The following is a 22244-nucleotide window of genomic DNA, read 5'->3' as shown; positions in this document are numbered from 1 at the left end:
TCTAAGCCAGCTGTGCCAAGGCCTGGCGGAATGCCGGCGGCAGGTTGTCACCAAAACGCACGCGGCCATCGGCCTGGGTGAAGATGCCGGTGCGTTGCAGCCACGCTTCGAACTCCGGCCCGGGCTTCAGGCCCAGGGTCTGGCGCGCATACAGCGCGTCGTGGAAGGACGTGGTCTGGTAGTTGAGCATGATGTCGTCGGAACCGGGGATGCCCATGATGAAGTTGATCCCGGCCACGCCTAGCAGGGTCAGCAGGGTGTCCATGTCGTCCTGGTCGGCTTCGGCGTGGTTGGTGTAACAGATGTCGCAGCCCATCGGCACGCCGAGCAGCTTGCCGCAGAAGTGGTCTTCGAGGCCGGCGCGGATGATTTGCTTGCCGTTGTACAGGTATTCGGGGCCGATGAAACCGACCACGGTGTTGACCAGAAACGGCTTGAAGTGGCGGGCCACGGCGTAGGCGCGGGTCTCGCAGGTTTGTTGGTCGACGCCGTGGTGGGCGTTGGCCGACAGCGCACTCCCCTGGCCGGTCTCGAAGTACATCAGGTTCTGCCCGAGGGTGCCGCGCTTGAGCGACAGGCCAGCCTCGTAGCCTTCCTGCAGCACGTTGAGGTTGATGCCGAAGCCGGCGTTGGCCGCCTCGGTGCCGGCGATCGACTGGAACACCAGGTCCAGCGGCACGCCGCGGTTGATTGCTTCGATCGAGGTGGTGACGTGCGTCAGCACGCAAGCCTGGGTGGGGATGTCGTAGCGTTGGATGATGGCGTCGAGCATTTCCAGCAGGGCGCAGATCGAGGCGATGCTGTCGGTGGCCGGGTTGATGCCGATCATGGCGTCGCCGTTGCCGTAGAGCAGGCCGTCGAGGATGCTGGCGGCGATGCCGGCCGGCTCATCCGTCGGGTGGTTGGGCTGCAACCGGGTCGACAGGCGCCCGCGCAGGCCCATGGTGCCGCGGAACTGGGTGACCACGCGGATCTTCTGCGCCACCAGCACCAGGTCCTGCACGCGCATGATCTTCGACACGGCGGCGGCCATTTCCGGGGTCAGCCCTGGGGCAAGGGCGCGCAGGCTGTGTTCGTTGGCCTCATCGCCGAGCAGCCAGTCGCGCAGGCCGCCAACGGTCAGGTGGCTGACCGGGGCAAAGGCCTGGGCGTCGTGGGTGTCGACGATCAGGCGGGTGATTTCGTCCTGTTCGTAGGGGATCAGTGCTTCATTCAGAAAATGCGTCAGCGGGATGTTGGCCAAGGCCATCTGCGCAGCCACTCGCTCGCCGTCGTTGGCGGCGGCGACGCCCGCCAGAAAGTCCCCGGAACGGGCCGGGCTGGCCTTGGCCATCACCTCTTTGAGGCTGTCGAAGCGGTAAACCAGATGGCCCACCGTGTGTACGAAACTTGCCATACAGAATCTCCAGAGCCGCGGGCTGGCCCGCGGCAGGTGGCGTTGATCAGTGCAGAGCCTCTTCGGCCTTCTGGATCGCGGCGAATTCCTCTTCCGGTGTGCCTGCGACCAGGTGGTGGCGGCTGTAGAACGCAAAGTAGGCAATGAATACCGCATAGATCACGGCAGCGCCAATTACCACCCGTGGGTCGACCAGGAAGCCCGCGACCACGGCGATACAGGCCAGCACCAACGCCAGGCCCGAGGTGAAGATGCCGCCCGGGGTGCGGTAGGGGCGCTCCATTTTCGGCCGGCGGATGCGCAGGGTGATGTGCGCGGCCATCATCAGTACATACGACAGTGTGGCACCGAATACCGCCACCAGGATCAGCAGGTCGCCCTGGCCGGTCAGCGACAGCGCGAAGCCGATGATCCCGGGGATCACCAATGCCATGACCGGGGCCTTGCTCTTGTTGGTTTCCGACAGCTTGCGCGGCAGGTAGCCGGCGCGGGAAAGGGCGAAGATCTGCCGCGAATAGGCGTAGATGATCGAAAAGAAGCTGGCAATCAGGCCGGCCAGGCCCACCAGGTTGACGAAACTGCCCATCCAGGTGGAGCCGCCGTAGGCCTTGGCGAGTGCCTCGACCAGTGGATTACCGGAGGCTTTGAGTGCTTCGGAGCCCGCACCGCCGGGGCCGACCACCAGGATCAGCAGGGCGAAGGCCAGCAGCACCAGCATCGCACCGATCAGGCCGCGTGGCAGGTCACGCTTGGGGTTCTTGGTTTCTTCGGCGGCCAGTGGCACGCCTTCGACGGCAAGGAAGAACCAGATGGCATAGGGGATCGCTGCCCACACGCCGACGTAGCCGAACGGCAGGAAGCTGCTGGCGCCTGCGGCGTCCGTTTTGGCGATGTCGAACAGGTTGGCTGCATCAAAATGGGGCACCATGGCCACCAGGAATACGGCCAGGGCGATGGCCGCGATGGCGGTGATGATGAACATCAGCTTCAGGGCTTCCCCCACACCGAAGATGTGAATACCGATGAAGACCACGTAGAACGCCAGGTAGATCATCCAGCCGCCGATGCCGAATAGTGACTGGCAGTAGGCACCGATGAACGTGGCGATGGCGGCGGGGGCGATGGCGTACTCGATGAGGATCGCCGTGCCGGTCAAAAAGCCGCCCCATGGGCCGAAGGCACTGCGGGCAAAGCCATAGCCGCCACCAGCGGTAGGGATCATCGAGGACAGCTCGGCCAGCGAGAAGCACATGCACAGGTACATGGTGGCCATCAGCAAGGTGGCGAGGAACATGCCGCCCCAGCCACCCTGGGCCAGGCCGAAGTTCCAGCCGGCATAGTCGCCGGAAATCACATAGGCAACGCCCAGGCCCACCAGCAGTACCCAGCCGGCGGCGCCTTTTTTCAGTTCACGTTGCTGGAAATAGTCCGACCCGACTTTTTCGAAGTCGACGGAAGACCCTGCCGGCACGCCGGCGGATTGATCGCTTGGCATAGTTTCACCTGTTCTTTTTCTTGGTGGCCTGAAGGGGTCCGGGCCGATGGTGATGGGTACTGCAGGAAGCGAGCCAGAGCGGTTGAGGCTCTGGGTTCTGTGGCAGCAGGCCTGGCCTCTTCGCGGGGCGAGCCCGCTCCTACAGGGGTATGCGATCTCCTGTAGGAGCGGGCTTGTCCCGCGAAGGGCACGACGCGGTCTTAGAAGAAGCCCAGCGGGTTGATGTCGTAGCTGACCAGCAGGTTCTTGGTCTGCTGGTAGTGGTCGAGCATCATCTTGTGGGTTTCACGGCCAACACCGGACTTCTTGTAGCCACCGAACGCGGCATGCGCCGGGTACAGGTGGTAGCAGTTGGTCCACACGCGACCGGCCTTGATGCCGCGGCCCATGCGGTAGGCGCGGTTGATGTCGCGGGTCCACACGCCGGCACCGAGGCCGAACTCGGTGTCGTTGGCAATCGCCAGGGCTTCGGCTTCGTCCTTGAAGGTGGTGACGCTGACCACCGGGCCGAAGATTTCTTCCTGGAACACGCGCATGCGGTTGTTGCCCTTGAGCAGGGTCGGCTGGATGTAATAACCGGTGGCCAGCGAGCCTTCAAGTTTTTCTACCTTGCCGCCGGTCAGCAGCTCGGCGCCTTCCTTCTGGGCGATGTCGAGGTACGAGAGGATCTTCTCGAACTGCTGCTGCGAGGCCTGGGCGCCGACCATGGTGTCGGTGTCGAGCGGGTCGCCGCGCTTGATCTGCAGCACCTTCTTCATTACCACTTCCATGAACTGCGGGTAGATCGACTCCTGCACCAGGGCGCGCGATGGGCAGGTGCACACTTCGCCTTGGTTGAAGAACGCCAGCACCATGCCTTCGGCGGCCTTGTCGATGAAGCTCGGCTCGGCCTGCATGATGTCTTCGAAGTACACGTTCGGCGACTTGCCGCCCAGCTCGACGGTGGACGGGATGATGTTTTCGGCCGCGCATTTCATGATGTGCGAGCCGACCGGGGTGGAGCCGGTGAAGGCGATCTTGGCGATGCGCTTGCTGGTGGCCAGCGCTTCACCGGCTTCGCGGCCATAGCCCTGGACGATGTTGAGCACGCCTTTAGGCAGCAGGTCGCCAATCAGCTCGACCAGCACGGTGATGCCCAGCGGGGTCTGTTCGGCCGGCTTGAGCACCACGCAGTTGCCAGCGGCCAGGGCTGGCGCGAGCTTCCAGGCGGCCATCAGGATCGGGAAGTTCCACGGGATGATCTGCCCGACCACGCCCAGCGGTTCGTGGATGTGGTAGGCCACGGTGTTTTCGTTGATTTCGGCGGCGCCGCCTTCCTGGGCGCGGATGCAGCCGGCGAAGTAGCGGAAGTGGTCGGCGGCCAGCGGGATGTCGGCGTTGAGGGTTTCGCGGATCGGCTTGCCGTTGTCCCAGGTTTCGGTGATGGCCAGGATTTCCAGGTTCTGTTCGATACGGTCGGCAATCTTCAGCAGGACGTTGGAGCGGTCCTGTACCGAGGTGCGGCCCCAGGCGTCGGCAGCGGCGTGGGCGGCATCCAGGGCTTTATCGATGTCTTCGGCAGTGGAGCGAGGGAACTCGGCGATCAGCTGGCCGTTCACCGGGGAAGTGTTCTCGAAATACTGGCCTTTGACGGGGGCCACGAACTCACCGCCGATGAAGTTGCCGTAGCGGCTCTTGAAGGAAACCTTCGCGCCCTCGGTACCGGGATGTGCGTAACGCATGGTGTGTCTCCTGGCTGTTATGTTTGTTGAGGAGTTGAAAAGCGTAGAGCAAAGGTTGGGCCAGCGTGGCGCACGCCTGTGGAATCAATGACTTGGATCAGTGTACGGTGACCGTCGAGGGCGCTGTGTGCCACGGTTGGCACGGCTTGGGTGACACTTTGTACCGTTTGCGACACGTTGCCGGCGGGCACGTTGCAAAGGCTGCGCGGGTGGAGGATGCTGGGGTAAATCTCTATCTGCGGAGAACAACAACAAATGCAGAACCATTCATTCATCCGCCATGCCCAGCAGGTGCATACCGTTGCCCGTGGTGAAGCTGGCAGTGATCCTTCCATTGCCCGCTCGTGGCTGCGCTGCCTCGACGATTACCACCTCGACCCGTCGGTGATCGAGGCACCGGTGGTGCTCGAGCACGGCCGCCTGCTGGAGAGCCGCGAGCGCCTGCGCCAGGTGCTGAAAATCGCCGACAACGAGATGAACAGCCTGCACCAGCAGCTGTCCGGTGCCGGCCACGCGGTGCTGCTGACCGATGCCCGCGGGGTGATCCTCAACTGTGTCACCGCACCCAATGAACGGCGCAACTTCGAGCGTGCCGGGCTGTGGCTGGGGGCGGACTGGAGTGAGGCTCGCGAGGGCACCAATGGCATCGGCACCTGCCTGGTCGAGCGCCAGGCCCTGACCATTCACCAGAACGAGCATTTTCGCGGCCGCCATACCGGGCTGACCTGCTCGGCGAGCCCGGTGTTCGACCCGCACGGCGAGTTACTGGCGGTGCTCGATGTGTCGTCGGCGCGGCCAGACGTATCGCGCCAGAGCCAGTTCCACACCATGGCACTGGTCAACCTCTCGGCGAAGATGATCGAGAGCTGTTATTTCCTGCGTCATTTCGAGCAGCAATGGCTGCTGCGTTTTCACGTGCAGGCCGAGTCGGTCGGGCAGTTCAGCGAGGGTTTGCTGGCGTTCGACGGCGATGGCCGCATCTGCGCCGCCAACCAGAGTGCGCTGAATCTACTAGGCACCATTCGCGGCGGTGTGCTGGGAAAACCGCTGGAGATGTTCTTCGCCTGCAGCCATGACGAGCTGTTCAGCCGTGCCACGCCAGGCGGCAGCACGGTCTGGCCGTTGCGCACCCGCGATGGCCGGCAAGTGTTCGCCAGCCTGCGCGGCCAGGCGCAGACGCCGCTCTGGACGGTGCCGGCCAGCCTGCCCCAGTTCAGGCCCTCCGCTGAGCCGGGCATCTGCTTGCTGGACCCGGCTTTGCAACACGACTTCCAGCGTGCCGTGCGCGTGTTCGAGCGCGACGTACCGCTATTGCTGTGCGGCGAAACCGGCTGCGGCAAAGAGGCCTTCGCGCAGGCGGTGCACCAGGCCAGCCAGCGCCGCGGCAAGCCTTTCGTGGCGGTGAACTGTGCATCGATCCCCGAGAGCCTGATCGAGAGCGAGCTGTTCGGCTATCGCGGCGGTAGCTTTACCGGTGCGCGCAAGGAGGGCATGCGCGGCAAGCTGTTGCAGGCCGATGGCGGTACCTTGCTGCTGGATGAGATTGGCGACATGCCACTGGCGTTGCAGACCCGCCTGCTGCGGGTGCTTGAAGAGCGCCAGGTGGTGCCGATTGGCGGTGAGCCGCAGGCGGTGGATGTGCGGATCGTCAGTGCGACCCACCGTGATTTGCTCGAGCGGGTGGAGCAGGGGAGTTTCCGCGAAGACTTGTACTACCGGTTAAATGGCTTGGAAGTGGCGCTGCCAGCACTGCGCGAGCGAAGTGACAAGGAGGCGTTGCTGGACTTACTGTTGCGCCAGGAGGCGCAGGGGCAGGTTGTACATTTGGCGCCCGAGGCACGGCAGGCGCTGCTGAGCTTTGCCTGGCCTGGGAACGTGCGGCAGATGCGCAATGTGCTGCGGACACTGGTCGCGCTGTGTGAGGGCTCCATCATCCGGTTTCTGGACCTTCCCACCATCATCAGGACATACGCGCCCTCTGTGGGAGCGGGCATGCCCGCGAACGAGGGCAACGCCCTCGCCTTGGATTGCCAGGTCGGGCCTCTACGCGGGCATGCCCGCTCCCACAGGTCCGGTGTCGAGGCTGAATTCTTGGTGGGGGCCGACGTATTGCAGAGCGCTGAGCGCCAGGCACTGATGGATATCCTGGAGGCAAAACACTGGCACCTGACCCGGGTCGCCGAGCACTTGGGCATCAGCCGCAATACCTTGTATCGAAAACTGCGCAAACACGGTATCGCCAGGGGCGTCTGAGCAAAACACCGGGTGCGATTTCCCGCGCCCTGGGCTACCCTGCCTCGAAGTTTTGCGAGGTTGACCATGCATATTCATATTCTCGGTATTTGCGGCACTTTCATGGGTTCGCTGGCCGTGCTGGCCAAAGAACTCGGCCACCGTGTCACCGGCTCCGACGCCAACGTCTACCCACCCATGAGCACCCAGCTCGAAGCCCAGGGCATCGAGCTGACCCAAGGCTACGACCCGGCTCAGCTGGACCCTGCACCGGACCTGGTGGTCATCGGCAATGCCATGTCGCGCGGCAACCCGGCAGTGGAGTACGTGCTGAACAAGGGCCTGCCTTATGTGTCCGGCCCGCAGTGGCTGGCCGACCATGTGTTGCAGGGCCGCTGGGTGCTGGCCGTCGCGGGTACCCACGGCAAGACCACCACCAGCAGCATGCTGGCCTGGGTGCTGGAGCACGCTGGTATGAGCCCGGGCTTCCTGATCGGCGGCGTGCCGCAGAACTTCTCGGTGTCGGCGCGCCTGGGCGGCACGCCGTTCTTCGTGGTCGAGGCCGACGAATATGACAGCGCCTTCTTCGACAAGCGTTCGAAGTTTGTGCATTACCACCCGCGCACCGCGATCCTCAATAATCTTGAGTTCGATCACGCAGACATCTTCCCTGATCTGGCATCTATCGAGCGGCAATTCCACCATCTGGTGCGGACCATTCCAAGCGAGGGCCTGGTCATTCATCCGACCCGCGAGCAAGCGCTGGAGCGCGTGATCGGCATGGGCTGCTGGACCCCCGTACAGACCACCGGCGAAGGTGGCCAGTGGCAGGCACGTCTGCTCAGCGCCGACGGTTCGCGTTTCGAGGTGTTGTTCGAAGGTGAAGTGCAGGGTGTGGTGGACTGGGCCCTGACCGGCCAGCACAACGTCGCCAACGCACTCGCCACGCTGGCCGCTGCCCGTCATGTGGGCGTGGTGCCGGCCATGGGTATCGACGGTCTGAGCGCGTTCAAGAGCGTCAAACGGCGCATGGAGAAGGTCGCTGAAGTTCAGGGCGTGACCATCTACGACGATTTCGCCCACCACCCGACCGCCATCGCCACCACCCTCGACGGCCTGCGCAAGCGTGTCGGCGAAGCCCCGGTCATCGCCATCATCGAGCCGCGCTCCAATTCCATGAAGCTCGGTGCCCACCGTGACGGCTTGCCGGAAAGCGTCAACGACGCCGACCAGGTGATCTGGTACGCGCCCGCCAACCTGGGTTGGGACCTGGCTGCCACTGCGGCGCAATGCAAGGTGCCAAGCGTGGTTGCCGACAGCCTCGATGCGATCATCGAGCGGGTCAAGGGCCAGGCGCGCCCAGGCACCCATATTGTGATCATGAGCAACGGCGGCTTCGGTGGGCTGCACGGCAAACTGGCCGAGGCCTTGAAGTGAGCGGACCGGAGCGTATCACCCTGGCCATGACCGGCGCCTCCGGGGCGCAGTATGGCCTGCGCCTGCTCGATTGCCTGGTGCGCGAGGACCGTGAAGTTCACTTCCTCATCTCCAAGGCCGCGCAGCTGGTGATGGCCACCGAGACCGACGTGGTGCTGCCAGCCAAGCCGCAGGCCATGCAGGCGTTTCTGACCGAATACACCGGTGCTGCCGACGGGCAGATCCGCGTATACGGCAAGGAAGACTGGATGTCGCCGGTGGCTTCGGGCTCTGGCGCGCCAGCGGCGATGGTGGTGGTGCCGTGCTCTACCGGTACCTTGTCAGCTATTGCCACCGGTGCCTGCAACAACCTGATCGAGCGTGCCGCCGATGTTACCCTCAAGGAGCGTCGGCAGCTGATCCTGGTGCCCCGTGAGGCGCCATTCTCGACCATTCACCTGGAGAACATGCTCAAGCTGTCGCAGATGGGCGCGGTGATCCTGCCTGCGGCGCCGGGGTTCTATCACCAGCCGCAGACCATTGATGACCTGGTCGACTTCGTCGTGGCACGCATTCTCAACCTGCTGAACATTCCGCAGGACATGTTGCCGCGCTGGGGTGAGCATCATTTCGGGGCGGATGATTGAGCCGTTTGCTGGCCGGCTTGCTGGCGGCAAGCCTGCTTGGCGGCTGCGCCACGGTGCGCACGCTGGATGCCAACAAGCCTGGCGCGCCAGTGGTGTATGCCGGGACCCGGCTGGACATGTATGTGATCAATGGTGGGTGCTGCCCCAAGGACCGCTTCGGGGCCGAGGCGCCGGCTTATCCACACCTGGACCTGCCGGGCAGCATGCTTTTGGATACGCTGTTCCTGCCGCTCTCATTGCTGACCGCGGCAGGCATAGGGTTTCAGGCTACCGGTGGCCTGTAGAGGTTATTACTTGCCGAGCTTACGCAGCTCATCGGACTCGATAATCCGGATTCCGTCCTCTTCTTCCAGCGCCAAGCGCCACAAGGCCCGGGCCAGGGTGCAGGCCTCAATCCCCCGATATTTACCGGGTATCAACTTCGAAAACGGCATCGCCAGTTTCTCGCCCAAGCGTGGTTCTACCCGCTCTCCGATCAACAGCGACGGCCGCACGATGGTCAGTTGTGGCCAGTCCTGAGCTTTGAGCGCTTCTTCCATCTCGCCCTTGACCCGGTTGTAGAAGATCGACGAGTTGGGGTCGGCACCCAGGGCGCTGACCACTAGCAGATGGCGCGCACCCATTTCCCGTGCGCGTTTGCTGAAGGCCACGACCATGTCCAGGTCCACGGCACGGAATGCTTGCTCCGAGCCCGCCTGCTTGAGGGTGGTGCCCAGGCAGCAATAGGCGATATCGACGCGACCGGCCAGTTGCGGGAGAAACACTGCCGGGTCGCCCACCGGGTTTTCCAGGTGAGGGTGCTCGGCCAGTGGCCGGCGCGTCGGTGCCAGCACGCGACTGATGGTGGGTTCGTTGAGCAGGCGGTCGAGCAGGTGCTCACCGGTAAGGCCGGTAGCACCGGCAAGCAGGACATGCTGAGGCGTCAAATACATGATGTCTCTCCCTTGTTACACATAAGCTTAGCGGCTGGCAGGCGATTTTGCCTGTTCCTCCGCCTTGGCCTGTGCCGCATTACGCAAGGCTTCTTCGGCCTGGTGCTTACGCAGTTGCTGCCAGTGTGCCAGTACTGCGGGCGGCGCCCAGAATTGCGGTTCAGAGGCCTCGAAGCCTTCCCTTTGTTCTCTTTCGGCAACACTGGTACGCGCCAGTTCAAACGCTTGTTTCAGGTCGTCGGTCTGGTTCAGGGCTTCGGCGAACAGGGCGTCGCCGAAGTAGGTGAAGTCAGCTTCTTCCGAACAACCGAACGACACCCGGTCTGCACGTGCCGCGGTCATGATCACCGTGCGGTCATCCTTGAGCGGGGCGATGTAGCCACCTGAATAGCAGGCGGAGATGACAATGATCTTGTCGCGGTCCTTGAGCGGAGCCAGGGCGCTGGCCAGTTCGTCGGCGGACAGGTCGGCCAGTTGCAGGCGCGGCTGGTCCAGCACCAACTGGTGGTCCTGGCTGCCGTGGCTGGTCAGGTAAATGAAGATCAGATCTTCCGGGCCGCTGCGTTCGGCCAGGGTGCGGGCGGCGCGGGTGAGGTTCTCGCGGGTTGCCATGGGGCGGGTGGTCATTTGGTCGCGGTGGTTGACCAGGGTGATTTGGCCACGAGCACCGAAACGCACCTTGAGCAGGTTGCTGACATAGTCGGCCTCGCGCAGGAACACGCTCTGCTGGCCATCGCCGGCCAGGACCAGGCTGTACAGCTGGACAGGCGGCGCCGAGCGCGGTACCCGGGCCAAGGCTTCGTCGAGCAGGCGGCCCTGGTTGAGCAGGGCCAGGTCCAGCGGGTCGGGCAGTAGCTTGCCCTTCTGGTCACGCACGCGCACGCCGTTGGCCCAGAAGCCGCTTTCGACTTGGCCGCTGGCCAGGGTGAGCTTGCCGTGGCCCTGGTAGGCATCGCTGTCGAAACCGCCTACGTAGTTGCTGCCATCAGGCAATTGCAGGGTGCCTTGGCCAGACAGGCGCCAATCGACGAATGTACCTTTGTAGTGGCTGCCGTCGCTGCCGAGCAATTCGCCTTCGCCGATCAGCGAGCCATCCTTGAAGTTGCCGATCCACACGTCGCCGTCGGCATTTTCATAGCGGCCACGGCCTTCCAGGCGGTTGTCCTTGAATTCACCGATGTATTGCTCGCCATCGACGCTCTCGTAGGTGCCGCTGCCTTGCAACTGGCCATCGACGAAGCGACCGCTGAACTGGTTGCCGCTGGCATCGCTACGCACACCCGCGCCGTTTGGCTTGCCCTTGGCAAACAGGCCCTGGTAACGGCTGCCGTCGGCCATCTCGAGTTCGCCTGCGCCGTCATACTGGTCGTCCTTGAATTGGCCGCGGTAGCTCTGGTCGGCCTGCTTGAGGCTGCCTTCGCCGTCACGCCGGCCGTGGCTGAAGGTGCCGGCGTAGTGGCTGCCCGGGGTGGTCAGGTCGCCCAGGCCATGGAACAGGCCTTTGTCGAACTGCCCACGGTAAACCTCGCCATTGCTGCCATGCCATTCACCCTGGCCATGCCACTGGCCGTCCTTGAAGTCGCCCGCGTACCAGCTGCCGTTGGGGTAGTCGATGCGCCCCTCGCCCTGCAGCAGCCCATCGACCACCTGGCCCCGGTAACGCCCGCCATCGGGCAGGCGCGCATCGGGCGGGGACAACGACTCACCATCGCCACAGGCAGCGAGCATCAGGGTCAGCGCGAGGGGGAGCAGTGGACGCATGGCGGAATCCGGGCAAAAAGTCTGCCGAGTATGCCGCAGAATGTGGGGCGGAGGTATCTGTGATCCAATCGAAATCGGTGTGCGCCTCTTCGCAGGCTGGCCCGCGAAGAGGCGGGATGGTCAGACGAAACAGAGCGAGAGGGGTTCGGCGATGTAGGCCGGTTTTTCTTCGCCTTCGATCTCCATAGTAACGGTGGCCTTGAGCAGCCATTGCCCCGGTTTCTTCTCGGTCACTTCACTCAGGTCGACCTTCAGCCGCACCTGGCTGTCGACCTTCACCGGCTGAATGAAGCGCACGCTGTCCAGCCCGTAATTGACCACCATCTTCACGCCCTCAGGCAGCACCAGGATATCCAGCATCAGCATGGGGATCAGCGACAAGGTCAGGAAGCCGTGGGCAATGGTGGTGCCGAACGGGGTCTGCGCCGCCTTTTCCGGGTCGACATGGATGAATTGGAAATCGCCGGTGGCTTCGGCGAACAGGTTGATGCGCTGCTGGTCGATCTTTAGCCAGTCGGAGCGTCCCAGCTCCTTTCCAACGTACTGCGACAGCTCGTTAACCGGTACATGGGGCATGCGACTCTCCAAGATTGTCATCTGGTGCGAGCGTACAAGATCAGCACGGCGAACCGTTTCAGTCAAGATGCCCGCTTTTCGGCGAATATCGGCTTATAGGTCGCGCGTGTTTATAATGGCCGGCATGCCTGAAGGAGATCCTTATGCTGTTGCGTGGTTTGACCTGGCTGGTGCTGTTTCAGCTGCTGGGTACAGCGCTCAATCACTTGTGCGTGCCGATTCTCCCGGGGCCGATCATCGGCCTGTTGCTGCTGCTGTTCTTCCTCATGGCCCGTGGCGAGGTCGGCAAGCCCCTGAACGAGGCAGCCGGTAGCTTGCTGCGTTACCTGCCACTGCTGCTGGTGCCACCGGCGGTGGGCGTGATGGTCTACGCCAAGGACATTGCCGCAGATTTCTGGGCGATTGCTGGCGCCTTGCTGATTTCCTGCCTGGTGACCCTGGTGTTCGTCGGTTTGCTGATGCAGAAGCTCATCAACCGCCAGCACGGCAAGCGCGAGGAGCAGCCATGATGGTTGACTGGCAAGGCGCGCTCGATGCCGTCATCCACCATCCCTTGTTCGGCATCGGCATCACCCTGGGCGCGTACCAGATCGTGCTGGCAGCCTATGAGAAGACCCGCTGGATTTTCCTGCAACCGGTGCTGGTGTCGATGCTGCTGGTGATCGGCGTACTGCTGACGTGCGGCATCAGCTACGTCGAATACCGCAAGAGCACCGAGATCATGAACATCCTTCTCGGCCCCGCCACCGTGGCCCTGGCGGTGCCGCTCTACCTCAACCTGCGGCGTATCCGGCAGCTGTTCTGGCCGACATTTACTACGCTGGTAGTCGGAGGGCTGTTCGCTACGGTCTGCTGCCTGCTGCTGGGCTGGTGGTTCGGTGCCGAGCACATGATCCTGATGACCATGGCGCCCAAATCTGTCACTTCGCCGATCGCCATGCTGGTGGCCGAACAGATTGGTGGTGTGGCGGCGTTGGCGGCCGTGTTCGTCTTGATTACCGGGGTGATCGGAGCGATCTTCGGCCCGGCGCTGTTGACCCGGTTGGGTGTACATAGCCCCGAGGCGCGTGGTATGTCGCTGGGGGTAACGGCACATGCCGTGGGCACCTCGGTGGCCTTGCAGGAAAGTGACGAATGCGGCGCCTTTGCCGCGCTGGCGATGAGCCTGATGGGGGTGGCCACGGCGGTGTTCCTGCCGTTGGCGGTCAGCCTGGTGGCTTGAGGAGTTGTGATGACGCTACCGCTGTTTCCCCTCAATACCGTGTTGTTTCCTGGTTGCCTGCTCGATTTGCAGATCTTCGAGGCGCGCTACCTGGACATGATTGGCCGCTGCATGAAACAGGGTACCGGCTTTGGCGTGGTGTGCATCGTCGAAGGCGAGCAGGTCGGCAAGGCGCCACCGGTAGTGGCATCGATCGGCTGCGAGGCGATGATTCGTGACTTCGTCCAGCAGGACAACGGCTTGCTGGGCATTCGGGTGGAAGGTGTCCGGCGCTTCGAGCTGAGCCAGACCGAAGTCCAGAAGGACCAGTTACTGGTGGGCGAGGTGCATTGGCTGGCGGAGCAGCCGGACAGTCCTCTGGCAGAGCAGGATGATGATTTGCTGGCGCTGCTGGTGGCGCTGGGCGAGCACCCGATGGTCGAGGCACTGGACATGCCGCGGGATGTCGACGGGCGCCAGGCGCTGGCCAACCAGCTGGCATACCTGTTGCCGTTCATGGAAGAGGACAAGCTGGATCTGCTGGCGATCGACTCGCCAGCGCAGCGGCTGGAAGAGATCCAGAAGCTGCTGGAGCGGATTCAGGGTGAGTTGTTTGCCTGATTGATCTCAGTCATCTGTGCCGGCCCTTTCGCGGGCAAGCCCGCTCCCAACCCTGTGGGAGCGGGCTTGCCCGCGAAGAGGCCGGTGCAGGCTTATCTCAATACTGGTAACGCAGCAGGGCGTGGGGCAGCGCATGCATGGCGAAGAACGCCAGCAAGGCGATACACGCCGGCAACACCAGCCACCACACCTTCTGCGGCAGTGCAGTCAGCGGCTGTCGATACTGCACCAGTGTCAGGCTCAGTGCGCACACGCAACAGGCCAGCAAGGCCCCGGCCATGATGTCGGTTGGCCAATGCGCCCCCAGGTACACCCTCGACAAGGCAATCGCCAGTGCCGGAATGCAGCCCAGCATGACCCAAGTCAGGCGCATGCGCGGTGGCATGCCGCGCCCCGCCAGCACGGCCACTGTCAGGAAGAACGCGAACGACGCCGAACTGTGCCCGCTGGGCATGCTGTAGCTGGTCAGCGGGTCGCTCAGGACCTCCGGGCGGGCGCGGGCGAATAGCCATTTCAACGTGCCATTGGCCAATGCCGTGCCGATCAGCGTACCGCCCGCGAACAAGGCGTGACGCCACTGCCGCGCCAACAGCAGCAAGCCGGTCAGCAAACCACCCAGGAAAAACTGAGTCTTGAAGTCGCCCAGCCGAGTCACGATGACCACGCTGCCGTCGATCAGCTTGCTGCGGTGCTCCTGCACCAAGGTCATCACCCCTTGGTCGAACGCCTGCAGGTAGGGCCAGCCCAGAAACACTGCCGCCAAGGCGATGAAACTGAGGCCGGCAATCAACCGGGTGCCATGACGCTGATCGCGCAGGCTGCTGTTCAGGCTGAGGCCGATCAGCACCGCCAAGGTGCCGGCGATGATGCCCGCATCCAGCCAGAAGCCTTCCGGCAACGGCAGGCGCATGGCCGCACCGGTGGCCCAGCCTGGCAGCAGGTAGGCGACCGACCAACCCGCACCTGCCACCAGGCTGACCGCGATGAAGCGCGGTAGCGGCATGTCGAACATCCCGGCGACCATCGGCAGCATCGGCCGCAGGGGGCCGATGAAGCGGCCGACCAGCAGGCTGGCGATGCCGTAGCGCTGGAAGTAGGCCTCGGCGCTGCCAATCCATTCCGGGTGGTGGCGCAATAAAGGCAGGCGGCGGATGTTCTGGTGGAAATACTTGCCGATGGTGTACGACAGCGCGTCACCGAGCAGGCCGCCGAGGAACCCCAGCAGCAAGGTTTCGCCCAGGCTGAATGTACCACTGCCGGCCAGCACGGCAACGGCGAACAGCAGTACCGTACCAGGCACGATGATGCCGGCGATCGCCAGGCATTCCACGCAGGCCACCAGGAAAATCGCCACGCCAAGCCACTGCGGGTTGGCGCTGAGCCAGCCGGTCAGGCTGTCGAGCCATTGGCCCATGTTTCAGCTTCCTTGTTCAAGTATGAAAAAATCTTGCCCTTCGACTTGGCCCCGGCGCAGCGGGTTCCGGGTGCAGAAACGGGCAAATTCGGCATCGACGAAGCGGTACGGCAGGTGCTCGTCACGGCCGTGAGGAATGCCCAGGCGCGCGGCCTGGACCACCCGTGGTACGGCGATGCCGCAGTCCTCGACGTACAGGCGTTCAGGGTCGAAGCGTTGCGCGTCCCAGTGGGGCACTTTCAGGCCCATGGCCTTGCACAGCAGGGTCTGCCCGGCGCACAGGCGCTCGGGCGGGCGCAGGTTGCCACTGGCATCGGGATTGTTCAGCTGCATCTGCGCCAGGCTGTTGGCGTCGGAGATGGCGTCGACCCATGGGTAGGCGGACTTGATCAGCACGGCGTTGCCTGGGCCCTGGGCGCTGAAGTTGAGCGAGTCGCCGCCGCGGGCGTAATACATGTAGATGTGCCCGCCATCGAGGAATAGCGCCTTGCGTTTCTCGGTATAGCCCAGCGACGCGTGGCTGCCCTTGTCGGTCAGGTAGTAAGCCTCGGTTTCGATGATCCGTGCGGCCAGCCACAGGTTGCCGTGGCGATGCCGGATGACCTTGCCCAGTAGCGCTTTGGCCAACGTCTGGGCGTCGCGGTCGAAGAAACTGTCGGGGAGGGCGCGTGCAGGGCAGGGAGCTGAGGCTGGCATGCTGGCGGTTCGTGGCAACTAAAGGCGGGATGATAGCAATGAATGGCTTAATCGAGGCTGAACCGAGACAGTTCGATAAGCGCGGTTACATCTTTCCTATGGAATCTTGTCAGCCATTTTCTACCATCCGCCACCCGCCGCTGGGCGTATACCTGCGCGACAGTTATAATCAGCCGATTTCCCCTTCGCCAAGACACCGAACCCATGACTGAGTCCGTTCTTGACTACATGGCCCGCCTGGGTCACGCCGCTCGCCAGGCCTCGCGGGTGATTGCCCGTGCCAGCACCGCGCAGAAAAACCGCGCCCTGCAGGCGGCTGCCGACGCGCTGGACGCGGCCCGTGCCGAGCTCGCCGCCGCCAACGAACTGGACCTGGCTGCTGGCCGTGCCAATGGCCTTGAACCGGCCCTGCTCGACCGCCTGGCGCTGACCCCGGCGCGCATCGACGGCATGATTACCGGCCTGCGCCAGGTGGCCAGCCTGCCGGACCCGGTTGGCGCGGTGCGTGACATGAGCTACCGCCCGTCGGGCATCCAGGTTGGCAAGATGCGCGTGCCGCTGGGGGTGATTGGGATCATCTACGAATCGCGCCCGAACGTGACCATTGATGCCGCCAGTTTGTGCCTGAAGTCGGGTAACGCCACCATCCTGCGTGGTGGCTCCGAAGCTATCCACTCCAACCGTGCCATCGCCATCTGCATCCAGCGTGGCCTGGCGGCGGCGGGCCTGCCGGCTGCAGTGGTACAGGTTGTCGAGACGACTGACCGTGAAGCGGTTGGCGCGCTGATCAGCATGCCCGAGTTCGTCGACGTCATCGTGCCGCGCGGCGGCCGTGGCCTGATCGAGCGAATCAGCCGCGATGCCCGCGTGCCGGTCATCAAGCACCTGGACGGCATCTGCCACGTCTACGTCGCCGAGCACGCCGACCTGGACAAGGCCTGGCGCGTGGCATTCAACGCCAAGACCTACCGCTACGGTATCTGCGGCGCGATGGAAACCCTGCTGGTCGACCAGCGCGTGGCTGAAGGCTTCCTGCCGGAAATGGCCCGCCGCTTCCAGGAGAAGGGCGTCGAGCTGCGAGGCTGCGAGCGTACCCGCGCGCTGATCGATGCCAAGCCGGCCACCGAAGAGGACTGGCACACCGAGTACCTCGACGCGATCCTGTCGATCCGCGTCGTCGAGGGCCTGGACCAGGCCATCGAGCACATCAACCAGTACGGCTCGCACCATACCGACTCGATCATCACCGAACACCAGGGCCAGGCTCGTCAGTTCATCGCCGAGGTCGATTCGGCATCGGTGATGCTCAACACCCCGACCTGCTTCGCCGACGGCTTCGAGTATGGCCTGGGCGCGGAAATCGGCATTTCCACCGACAAGCTGCATGCCCGCGGCCCGGTCGGCCTGGAAGGCCTGACCTGCGAGAAGTACGTGGTGATCGGTGACGGCCAGCTGCGTGGCCAGGAGTCCTGCTGAGTTGAGCAAGGCCCAGGCAGTCCGGCGCATCGGCATTCTTGGCGGTACCTTCGACCCCGTGCACATCGGCCACCTGCGCAGCGCGCTTGAAGTGGCAGAGTTCATGGCGCTCGATGAGCTGCGCCTGTTGCCCAACGCCCGCCCGCCACACCGGGATACGCCACAGGTGGCGGCGCAGGACCGGCTGGCCATGGTGCGCCAGGCGGTACAGGGCGTCGCCTGCCTGAGCGTCGATGCCCGCGAGCTCGAACGCGACAAGCCGTCGTACACCATCGACACGCTGGAGTCGATCCGCGCCGAACTGGGCGTCGACGATCAGCTGTTCCTGGTGCTGGGCTGGGATGCCTTCTGCGGCCTGCCCACCTGGCACCGCTGGGAAGAATTGCTGCAACACTGTCACATCCTGGTGCTGCAACGCCCGGATGCCGACGTTGAACCCCCTGACGAGCTGCGCAACCTGCTGGCTGCGCGCTCGGAGAGCGATCCCACCGCCATGTCCGGCCCGGCGGGGAATATTTCGTTCGTCTGGCAGACACCGCTCGCGGTGTCGGCTACACAGATCCGACAGCTGCTGGCCAGCGGCAAATCGGTGAGGTTCCTGGTGCCGGACGCCGTACTGGCCTACATCGAGGCGCATGAACTGTATCGTGCCCCTAACTGACGGTGCCTCAAGGCGCCTCATTCAAACGAGTTGAAGAGTTTTATATGAGCAAGCAGAAAATCAATGGCGAAGCACTGGTCAAACTGACCGTCAGCGCCCTGGAAGACGTCAAGGCCCAGGACATTCAGGTCATCGACGTGCGCGACAAGCACAGCCTGACCGACTACATGATCATTGCCACCGGTACCTCCAACCGCCAGATCAACGCGATGCTGGAAAAGGTCCGTGAAGCGGTCAAGAAAGAAGGCGCGCAGCCTCTGGGTGAAGAAGGCAAGGGCGACAGCGACTGGGTACTGCTGGACCTGAACGACGTCATCGTGCACATGATGACCGCCGCTGCCCGCCAGTTCTACGACCTGGAGCGTCTGTGGATGGGTGCCGAGCAGAGCCGTGCCGCTGATGCCAAGCACCACAGCCCGGAAAACGCCAGCGACTACTTCACCGACAAGCTCAAAGACCGGGATTAAGGAAGCGTCGTGCGTCTTCGCCTGATCGCGGTCGGCTCGCGCATGCCCAAGTGGGTCGAGGAAGGCTGGCATGAATATGCCAAGCGCCTGCCCCAGGAACTGTCGCTCGAGCTGGTGGAAATCCCGCTGAACACCCGTGGCAAGAATGCCGACGTCGCCCGCCTGATCCGTCAGGAGGGCGAAGCCATGCTGAGCAAGGTTCAGCCTGGGGAACGCATCGTCACGCTTGAGGTCCATGGCAAGCCCTGGAGTACCGAGCAGCTGGCGACCGAGCTGGACCGCTGGCGGCTGGACTCGCGCACGGTGAATTTGATGGTGGGCGGCCCGGAAGGGCTGGCGCCTGAGGTCTGTGCGCGCGCCGAGCAACGTTGGTCGCTGTCGCCGCTGACCTTGCCGCACCCGTTGGTAAGGATACTCATCGGCGAGCAGATCTACCGCGCCTGGACGGTTTTGTCCGGGCACCCTTACCACAAATGAGCCTGTAAGCAGTCCGATGTCGCAGCCGATCCGTCTCAAGGACCACGAGAAAGACGCCCGCCTGGTGCGTAACCGCGTCGTGGTCGGCGCGGTGGCGGTCATCCTGCTCATCTGCGTACTGGTTGCGCGGCTGTACTACCTGCAGATCATCCAGTACGACTATCACTCGACGCTGTCGGAGAACAACCGGGTGCATGTGCAGCCGATTCCTCCAACCCGCGGGCTGATCTTCGACCGCAACGGGGTGATCATTGCCGACAACCGGCCCAGCTTCAGCCTGTCGATGACCCGCGAGCGTGCGGGTAACTGGCAGGAAGTGCTGGATACCATCGTCGAGGTGCTGGAGCTCACGCCCGATGATCGGGCGCTGTTCGAAAAACGCATGAAGCAGGGGCGCCGGCCGTTCGAGCCGGTACCGATCCTGTTCGAGCTGAACGAAGAGCAGATCGCCCGCGTGGCGGTCAACCAGTTCCGCATGCCGGGGGTGGAGGTGGTCGCCCAGCTGGTGCGCCACTACCCGCAAGGCGCGCATTTCGCCCATTCGGTCGGCTATGTCGGGCGGATCAACGAAAAAGAGCTGAAAACCCTCGACCCGGTCAACTACAGCGGTACCCACCACATCGGCAAGACCGGCATCGAGCGCTTCTACGAGCCCGAGCTGCACGGCCAGGTGGGTTACGAAGAGGTCGAGACCAACGCCCGGGGCCGCGTGCTGCGGGTGCTCAAGCGCACCGACCCGAAACCTGGCAAGGACATCATCCTGAGCCTCGACATCAAGCTGCAGGAGGCCGCCGAGGCCGCCCTGGGCGGGCGTCGTGGCGCGGTGGTGGCGCTCGACCCGCGTACCGGTGAGGTACTGGCGATGGTCAGCCAGCCAAGCTTCGACCCCAACCTGTTCGTTACCGGCATCAGCTTCAAGGCCTATGCCGAGCTGCGCGACTCGATCGACCGGCCCCTGTTCAACCGCGTGCTACGCGGCCTTTACCCACCGGGCTCGACCATCAAGCCGGCGGTGGCCATTGCCGGCCTCGACAGCGGGGTGGTCAACGCCGGCAGCCGGGTATTCGACCCGGGCTACTACCAGTTGCCCAACTACGATCACAAATACCGTAACTGGAACCGCACCGGGGACGGCTGGGTCGATCTGGACACCGCGATCATGCGCTCCAATGACACCTACTTCTACGACCTTGCCCACAAGATGGGTATCGATCGGCTGTCCAGCTACATGAACAAGTTCGGCATCGGCCAGAAAGTCGCCCTCGACATGTTCGAGGAGTCGCCCGGGCTGATGCCGTCGCGCGAGTGGAAGCGCGCCACCCGCCGCCAGGCCTGGTTCCCGGGTGAAACGCTGATCCTCGGTATTGGTCAGGGCTACATGCAGGCCACGCCGTTGCAGCTGGCCCAGGCCACCGCGCTGATCGCCAACAAGGGTGTGTGGAACCGCCCGCACCTGGCCAAGACCATCGAAGGCCAGCCGCCGGTGGACCCTAACCCGATGGAAGACATCGTTCTTCGCGACAAGTCTGATTGGGCCAAGGTCACCCACGGCATGGAGCAGGTGATGCACAACGCCCGTGGTACCGCGCGCAAGGCTGCGGCCGGCGCCCAGTACCGCATCGCCGGCAAGAGCGGTACCGCCCAGGTGGTGGCGATCAAGCAGGGCGAGAAGTACGACCGCAACAAACTCCAGGAACGCCACCGCGACCACGCGCTGTTCGTCGCCTTCGCCCCGGCCGACGATCCGAAGATCGTGGTCTCGGTGATGGTCGAGAACGGTGAGTCCGGCTCCGGCGTTGCCGCGCCTGTCGTGCGACAGATCATGGATGCCTGGCTGCTCGACGAGAGCGGCCGGCTCAAGACTGAATTCGCGCCTACTACCGTTGCCCAGGAAACGGCCCCGTGAAGAACAATTTCGATCGCATGCTCTCCAGCGAGGACGTGATGCGTCGACGCGCCAGCTTCCTGCAGCGCATCCACATCGACGGCCCCTTGCTGATCATCCTGCTGACCCTTGCGGCCGGCAGCCTGTTCGTTCTCTATTCGGCCAGTGGCAAGAACTGGGACCTGCTGCTCAAGCAGGCCACCTCGTTCGGCATCGGCCTGGTCTCGATGTTCGTCATCGCCCAGCTGGAGCCACGCTTCATGGCGCGCTGGGTGCCGTTGGCGTATCTGGTGGGGGTATTCCTGTTGGTGGTGGTGGACGTCATGGGCCACAACGCCATGGGTGCCACGCGCTGGATCAACATCCCCGGGGTGATCCGCTTCCAGCCCTCGGAATTCCTCAAGATCATCATGCCGGCGACCATCGCTTGGTACCTCTCCAAGCGCACCTTGCCGCCGCACCTGAAACACGTGGCAATAAGCCTGGTGTTGATTGGCGTGCCGTTCATTCTTATCGTCCGCCAACCTGACTTGGGTACGGCGTTGCTGATTCTCGCTTCCGGCGCATTCGTGCTGTTCATGGGTGGCCTGCGCTGGCGCTGGATTCTCAGCGTGCTCGCGGCGACGGTGCCCGTGGCGGTGGCGATGTGGTTCTTCGTGATGCACGACTACCAGAAGCAGCGGGTGTTGACCTTCCTAGACCCGGAAAGCGACCCGCTGGGCACCGGCTGGAACATCATCCAGTCGAAGGCCGCGATCGGCTCCGGCGGCGTGTTCGGCAAAGGCTGGCTGCTCGGTACCCAGTCGCACCTGGACTTCCTGCCGGAAAGCCACACCGACTTCATCATCGCGGTGCTTGGCGAGGAGTTCGGCCTGGTCGGTATCTGCCTGCTGCTGATCGTCTACCTGCTGCTGATCGGCCGCGGCCTGATGATCACCGCGCAGGCGCAGACCCTGTTCGGCAAGCTGCTGGCCGGCAGCCTGACCATGACTTTCTTTGTGTACGTGTTCGTCAATATCGGTATGGTCAGCGGCCTTCTGCCCGTGGTGGGTGTGCCGCTGCCCTTTATCAGTTATGGCGGAACATCGTTGGTGACGCTGCTGTCAGCGTTTGGCGTTCTAATGTCGATCCATACGCACCGCAAATGGATTGCACAGGTTTGAATAAGGT

At 63.6% G+C, this 22244-nt stretch carries 21 protein-coding genes; 13 read left to right on the top strand and 8 right to left on the bottom strand.

The window, feature by feature from the left end; translation table 11 throughout:
• Window position 1: 1 nt before the first annotated feature.
• From APH28_RS11945 to APH28_RS11935, 3 genes are all read right to left on the bottom strand, one after another.
• The gene (locus APH28_RS11945; RefSeq protein ID WP_060509560.1) at window positions 2-1396 is read right to left on the bottom strand and encodes an ethanolamine ammonia-lyase subunit EutB; all 1395 of its coding nucleotides are present in this window, start codon (window positions 1394-1396) and stop codon (window positions 2-4) included.
• Window positions 1397-1442: 46 nt separating this feature from the next.
• Window positions 1443-2891: an ethanolamine permease gene (eat, locus tag APH28_RS11940; RefSeq protein WP_060509559.1), complete on the bottom strand. Its 1449-nt coding sequence runs from the start codon at window positions 2889-2891 to the stop codon at window positions 1443-1445.
• A 200-nt stretch (window positions 2892-3091) separates the two neighbouring features.
• On the bottom strand, window positions 3092-4612 hold the full coding sequence (locus tag APH28_RS11935) for an aldehyde dehydrogenase family protein (RefSeq protein WP_060509557.1): 1521 nt from the start codon (window positions 4610-4612) through the stop codon (window positions 3092-3094).
• A 255-nt stretch (window positions 4613-4867) separates the two neighbouring features.
• On the opposite strand from APH28_RS11935, the gene APH28_RS11930 reads away from it, so the two are divergent.
• The 4 genes from APH28_RS11930 (at window position 4868) to APH28_RS11915 (ending at window position 9191) form a co-directional block, all read left to right on the top strand.
• The gene (locus tag APH28_RS11930) at window positions 4868-6865 is read left to right on the top strand and encodes a sigma-54-dependent Fis family transcriptional regulator (protein ID WP_060509554.1); all 1998 of its coding nucleotides are present in this window, start codon (window positions 4868-4870) and stop codon (window positions 6863-6865) included.
• 66 nt (window positions 6866-6931) lie between these two features.
• Complete coding sequence (gene mpl / locus APH28_RS11925; protein ID WP_060509552.1) at window positions 6932-8281, top strand: UDP-N-acetylmuramate:L-alanyl-gamma-D-glutamyl-meso-diaminopimelate ligase; 1350 nt, start codon at window positions 6932-6934, stop codon at window positions 8279-8281.
• A complete protein-coding gene (gene ubiX / locus APH28_RS11920; RefSeq protein ID WP_060509549.1) occupies window positions 8278-8907 on the top strand; it encodes a flavin prenyltransferase UbiX in 630 nt (209 codons plus the stop codon). The genes mpl and ubiX overlap by 4 nt, the downstream gene beginning before the upstream one ends.
• Entirely contained in the window at window positions 8904-9191 is a 288-nt protein-coding gene (locus APH28_RS11915) for a YceK/YidQ family lipoprotein (RefSeq protein ID WP_060509547.1), read from the top strand. Before ubiX ends, APH28_RS11915 begins: the two co-directional genes overlap by 4 nt.
• A gap of 6 nt (window positions 9192-9197) precedes the next feature.
• Here APH28_RS11915 and APH28_RS11910 read toward each other — a convergent pair whose 3' ends face one another.
• The 3 genes from APH28_RS11910 to APH28_RS11900 all read right to left on the bottom strand — a co-directional run bounded on the left by APH28_RS11910 (window position 9198) and on the right by APH28_RS11900 (window position 12176).
• Window positions 9198-9839: an oxidoreductase gene (locus tag APH28_RS11910; protein WP_060509545.1), complete on the bottom strand. Its 642-nt coding sequence runs from the start codon at window positions 9837-9839 to the stop codon at window positions 9198-9200.
• A 27-nt stretch (window positions 9840-9866) separates the two neighbouring features.
• Window positions 9867-11600 carry a C13 family peptidase gene (locus tag APH28_RS11905; protein WP_060509543.1) on the bottom strand — a complete coding sequence of 578 codons (1734 nt, stop codon included), beginning with the start codon at window positions 11598-11600 and terminating at the stop codon, window positions 9867-9869.
• 120 nt (window positions 11601-11720) lie between these two features.
• On the bottom strand, window positions 11721-12176 hold the full coding sequence (locus APH28_RS11900; RefSeq protein ID WP_060509541.1) for a MaoC family dehydratase: 456 nt from the start codon (window positions 12174-12176) through the stop codon (window positions 11721-11723).
• 143 nt (window positions 12177-12319) lie between these two features.
• Here APH28_RS11900 and APH28_RS11895 point away from each other — a divergent pair, with 143 nt between their 5' ends.
• The 3 genes from APH28_RS11895 to APH28_RS11885 are packed head-to-tail and all read left to right on the top strand — an operon-like array spanning window position 12320 to window position 13998.
• Complete coding sequence (locus APH28_RS11895) at window positions 12320-12685, top strand: CidA/LrgA family protein (RefSeq protein ID WP_060509539.1); 366 nt, start codon at window positions 12320-12322, stop codon at window positions 12683-12685.
• Complete coding sequence (locus APH28_RS11890) at window positions 12682-13398, top strand: LrgB family protein (protein WP_060509538.1); 717 nt, start codon at window positions 12682-12684, stop codon at window positions 13396-13398. Before APH28_RS11895 ends, APH28_RS11890 begins: the two co-directional genes overlap by 4 nt.
• Window positions 13399-13407: 9 nt before the next feature.
• The gene (locus tag APH28_RS11885) at window positions 13408-13998 is read left to right on the top strand and encodes an LON peptidase substrate-binding domain-containing protein (RefSeq protein ID WP_060509535.1); all 591 of its coding nucleotides are present in this window, start codon (window positions 13408-13410) and stop codon (window positions 13996-13998) included.
• Window positions 13999-14095: 97 nt separating this feature from the next.
• On the opposite strand, the gene APH28_RS11880 is transcribed toward APH28_RS11885, so the two are convergent.
• Both APH28_RS11880 and APH28_RS11875 read right to left on the bottom strand, forming a co-directional pair.
• A complete protein-coding gene (locus APH28_RS11880) occupies window positions 14096-15412 on the bottom strand; it encodes a bifunctional DedA family/phosphatase PAP2 family protein (RefSeq protein ID WP_060509534.1) in 1317 nt (438 codons plus the stop codon).
• Between the two features lie 3 nt (window positions 15413-15415).
• Entirely contained in the window at window positions 15416-16108 is a 693-nt protein-coding gene (locus tag APH28_RS11875) for a DNA-3-methyladenine glycosylase (protein WP_060509532.1), read from the bottom strand.
• 204 nt (window positions 16109-16312) lie between these two features.
• Here APH28_RS11875 and APH28_RS11870 point away from each other — a divergent pair, with 204 nt between their 5' ends.
• The 6 genes from APH28_RS11870 to rodA are packed head-to-tail and all read left to right on the top strand — an operon-like array spanning window position 16313 to window position 22237.
• Window positions 16313-17584 carry a glutamate-5-semialdehyde dehydrogenase gene (locus APH28_RS11870; protein ID WP_060509530.1) on the top strand — a complete coding sequence of 424 codons (1272 nt, stop codon included), beginning with the start codon at window positions 16313-16315 and terminating at the stop codon, window positions 17582-17584.
• Window position 17585: 1 nt separating this feature from the next.
• Entirely contained in the window at window positions 17586-18245 is a 660-nt protein-coding gene (gene nadD / locus APH28_RS11865; RefSeq protein ID WP_060509528.1) for a nicotinate-nucleotide adenylyltransferase, read from the top strand.
• Window positions 18246-18289: 44 nt separating this feature from the next.
• On the top strand, window positions 18290-18712 hold the full coding sequence (gene rsfS / locus APH28_RS11860; protein ID WP_060509526.1) for a ribosome silencing factor: 423 nt from the start codon (window positions 18290-18292) through the stop codon (window positions 18710-18712).
• A 9-nt stretch (window positions 18713-18721) separates the two neighbouring features.
• Entirely contained in the window at window positions 18722-19189 is a 468-nt protein-coding gene (gene rlmH, locus APH28_RS11855; protein WP_008090421.1) for a 23S rRNA (pseudouridine(1915)-N(3))-methyltransferase RlmH, read from the top strand.
• A gap of 16 nt (window positions 19190-19205) precedes the next feature.
• The gene (gene mrdA / locus APH28_RS11850) at window positions 19206-21095 is read left to right on the top strand and encodes a penicillin-binding protein 2 (protein WP_060509525.1); all 1890 of its coding nucleotides are present in this window, start codon (window positions 19206-19208) and stop codon (window positions 21093-21095) included.
• 38 nt (window positions 21096-21133) lie between these two features.
• Window positions 21134-22237 carry a rod shape-determining protein RodA gene (gene rodA / locus APH28_RS11845; protein WP_050437190.1) on the top strand — a complete coding sequence of 368 codons (1104 nt, stop codon included), beginning with the start codon at window positions 21134-21136 and terminating at the stop codon, window positions 22235-22237.
• The last annotated feature ends 7 nt before the right edge of the window (window positions 22238-22244 follow it).

Origin of the sequence: Pseudomonas sp. NBRC 111124, from assembly GCF_001320245.1 — a bacterium.
Taxonomy (GTDB): domain Bacteria; phylum Pseudomonadota; class Gammaproteobacteria; order Pseudomonadales; family Pseudomonadaceae; genus Aquipseudomonas.
Note: the sequence above shows the minus strand (reverse complement) of the source record. Positions and strands in the feature narration are given on the sequence as shown.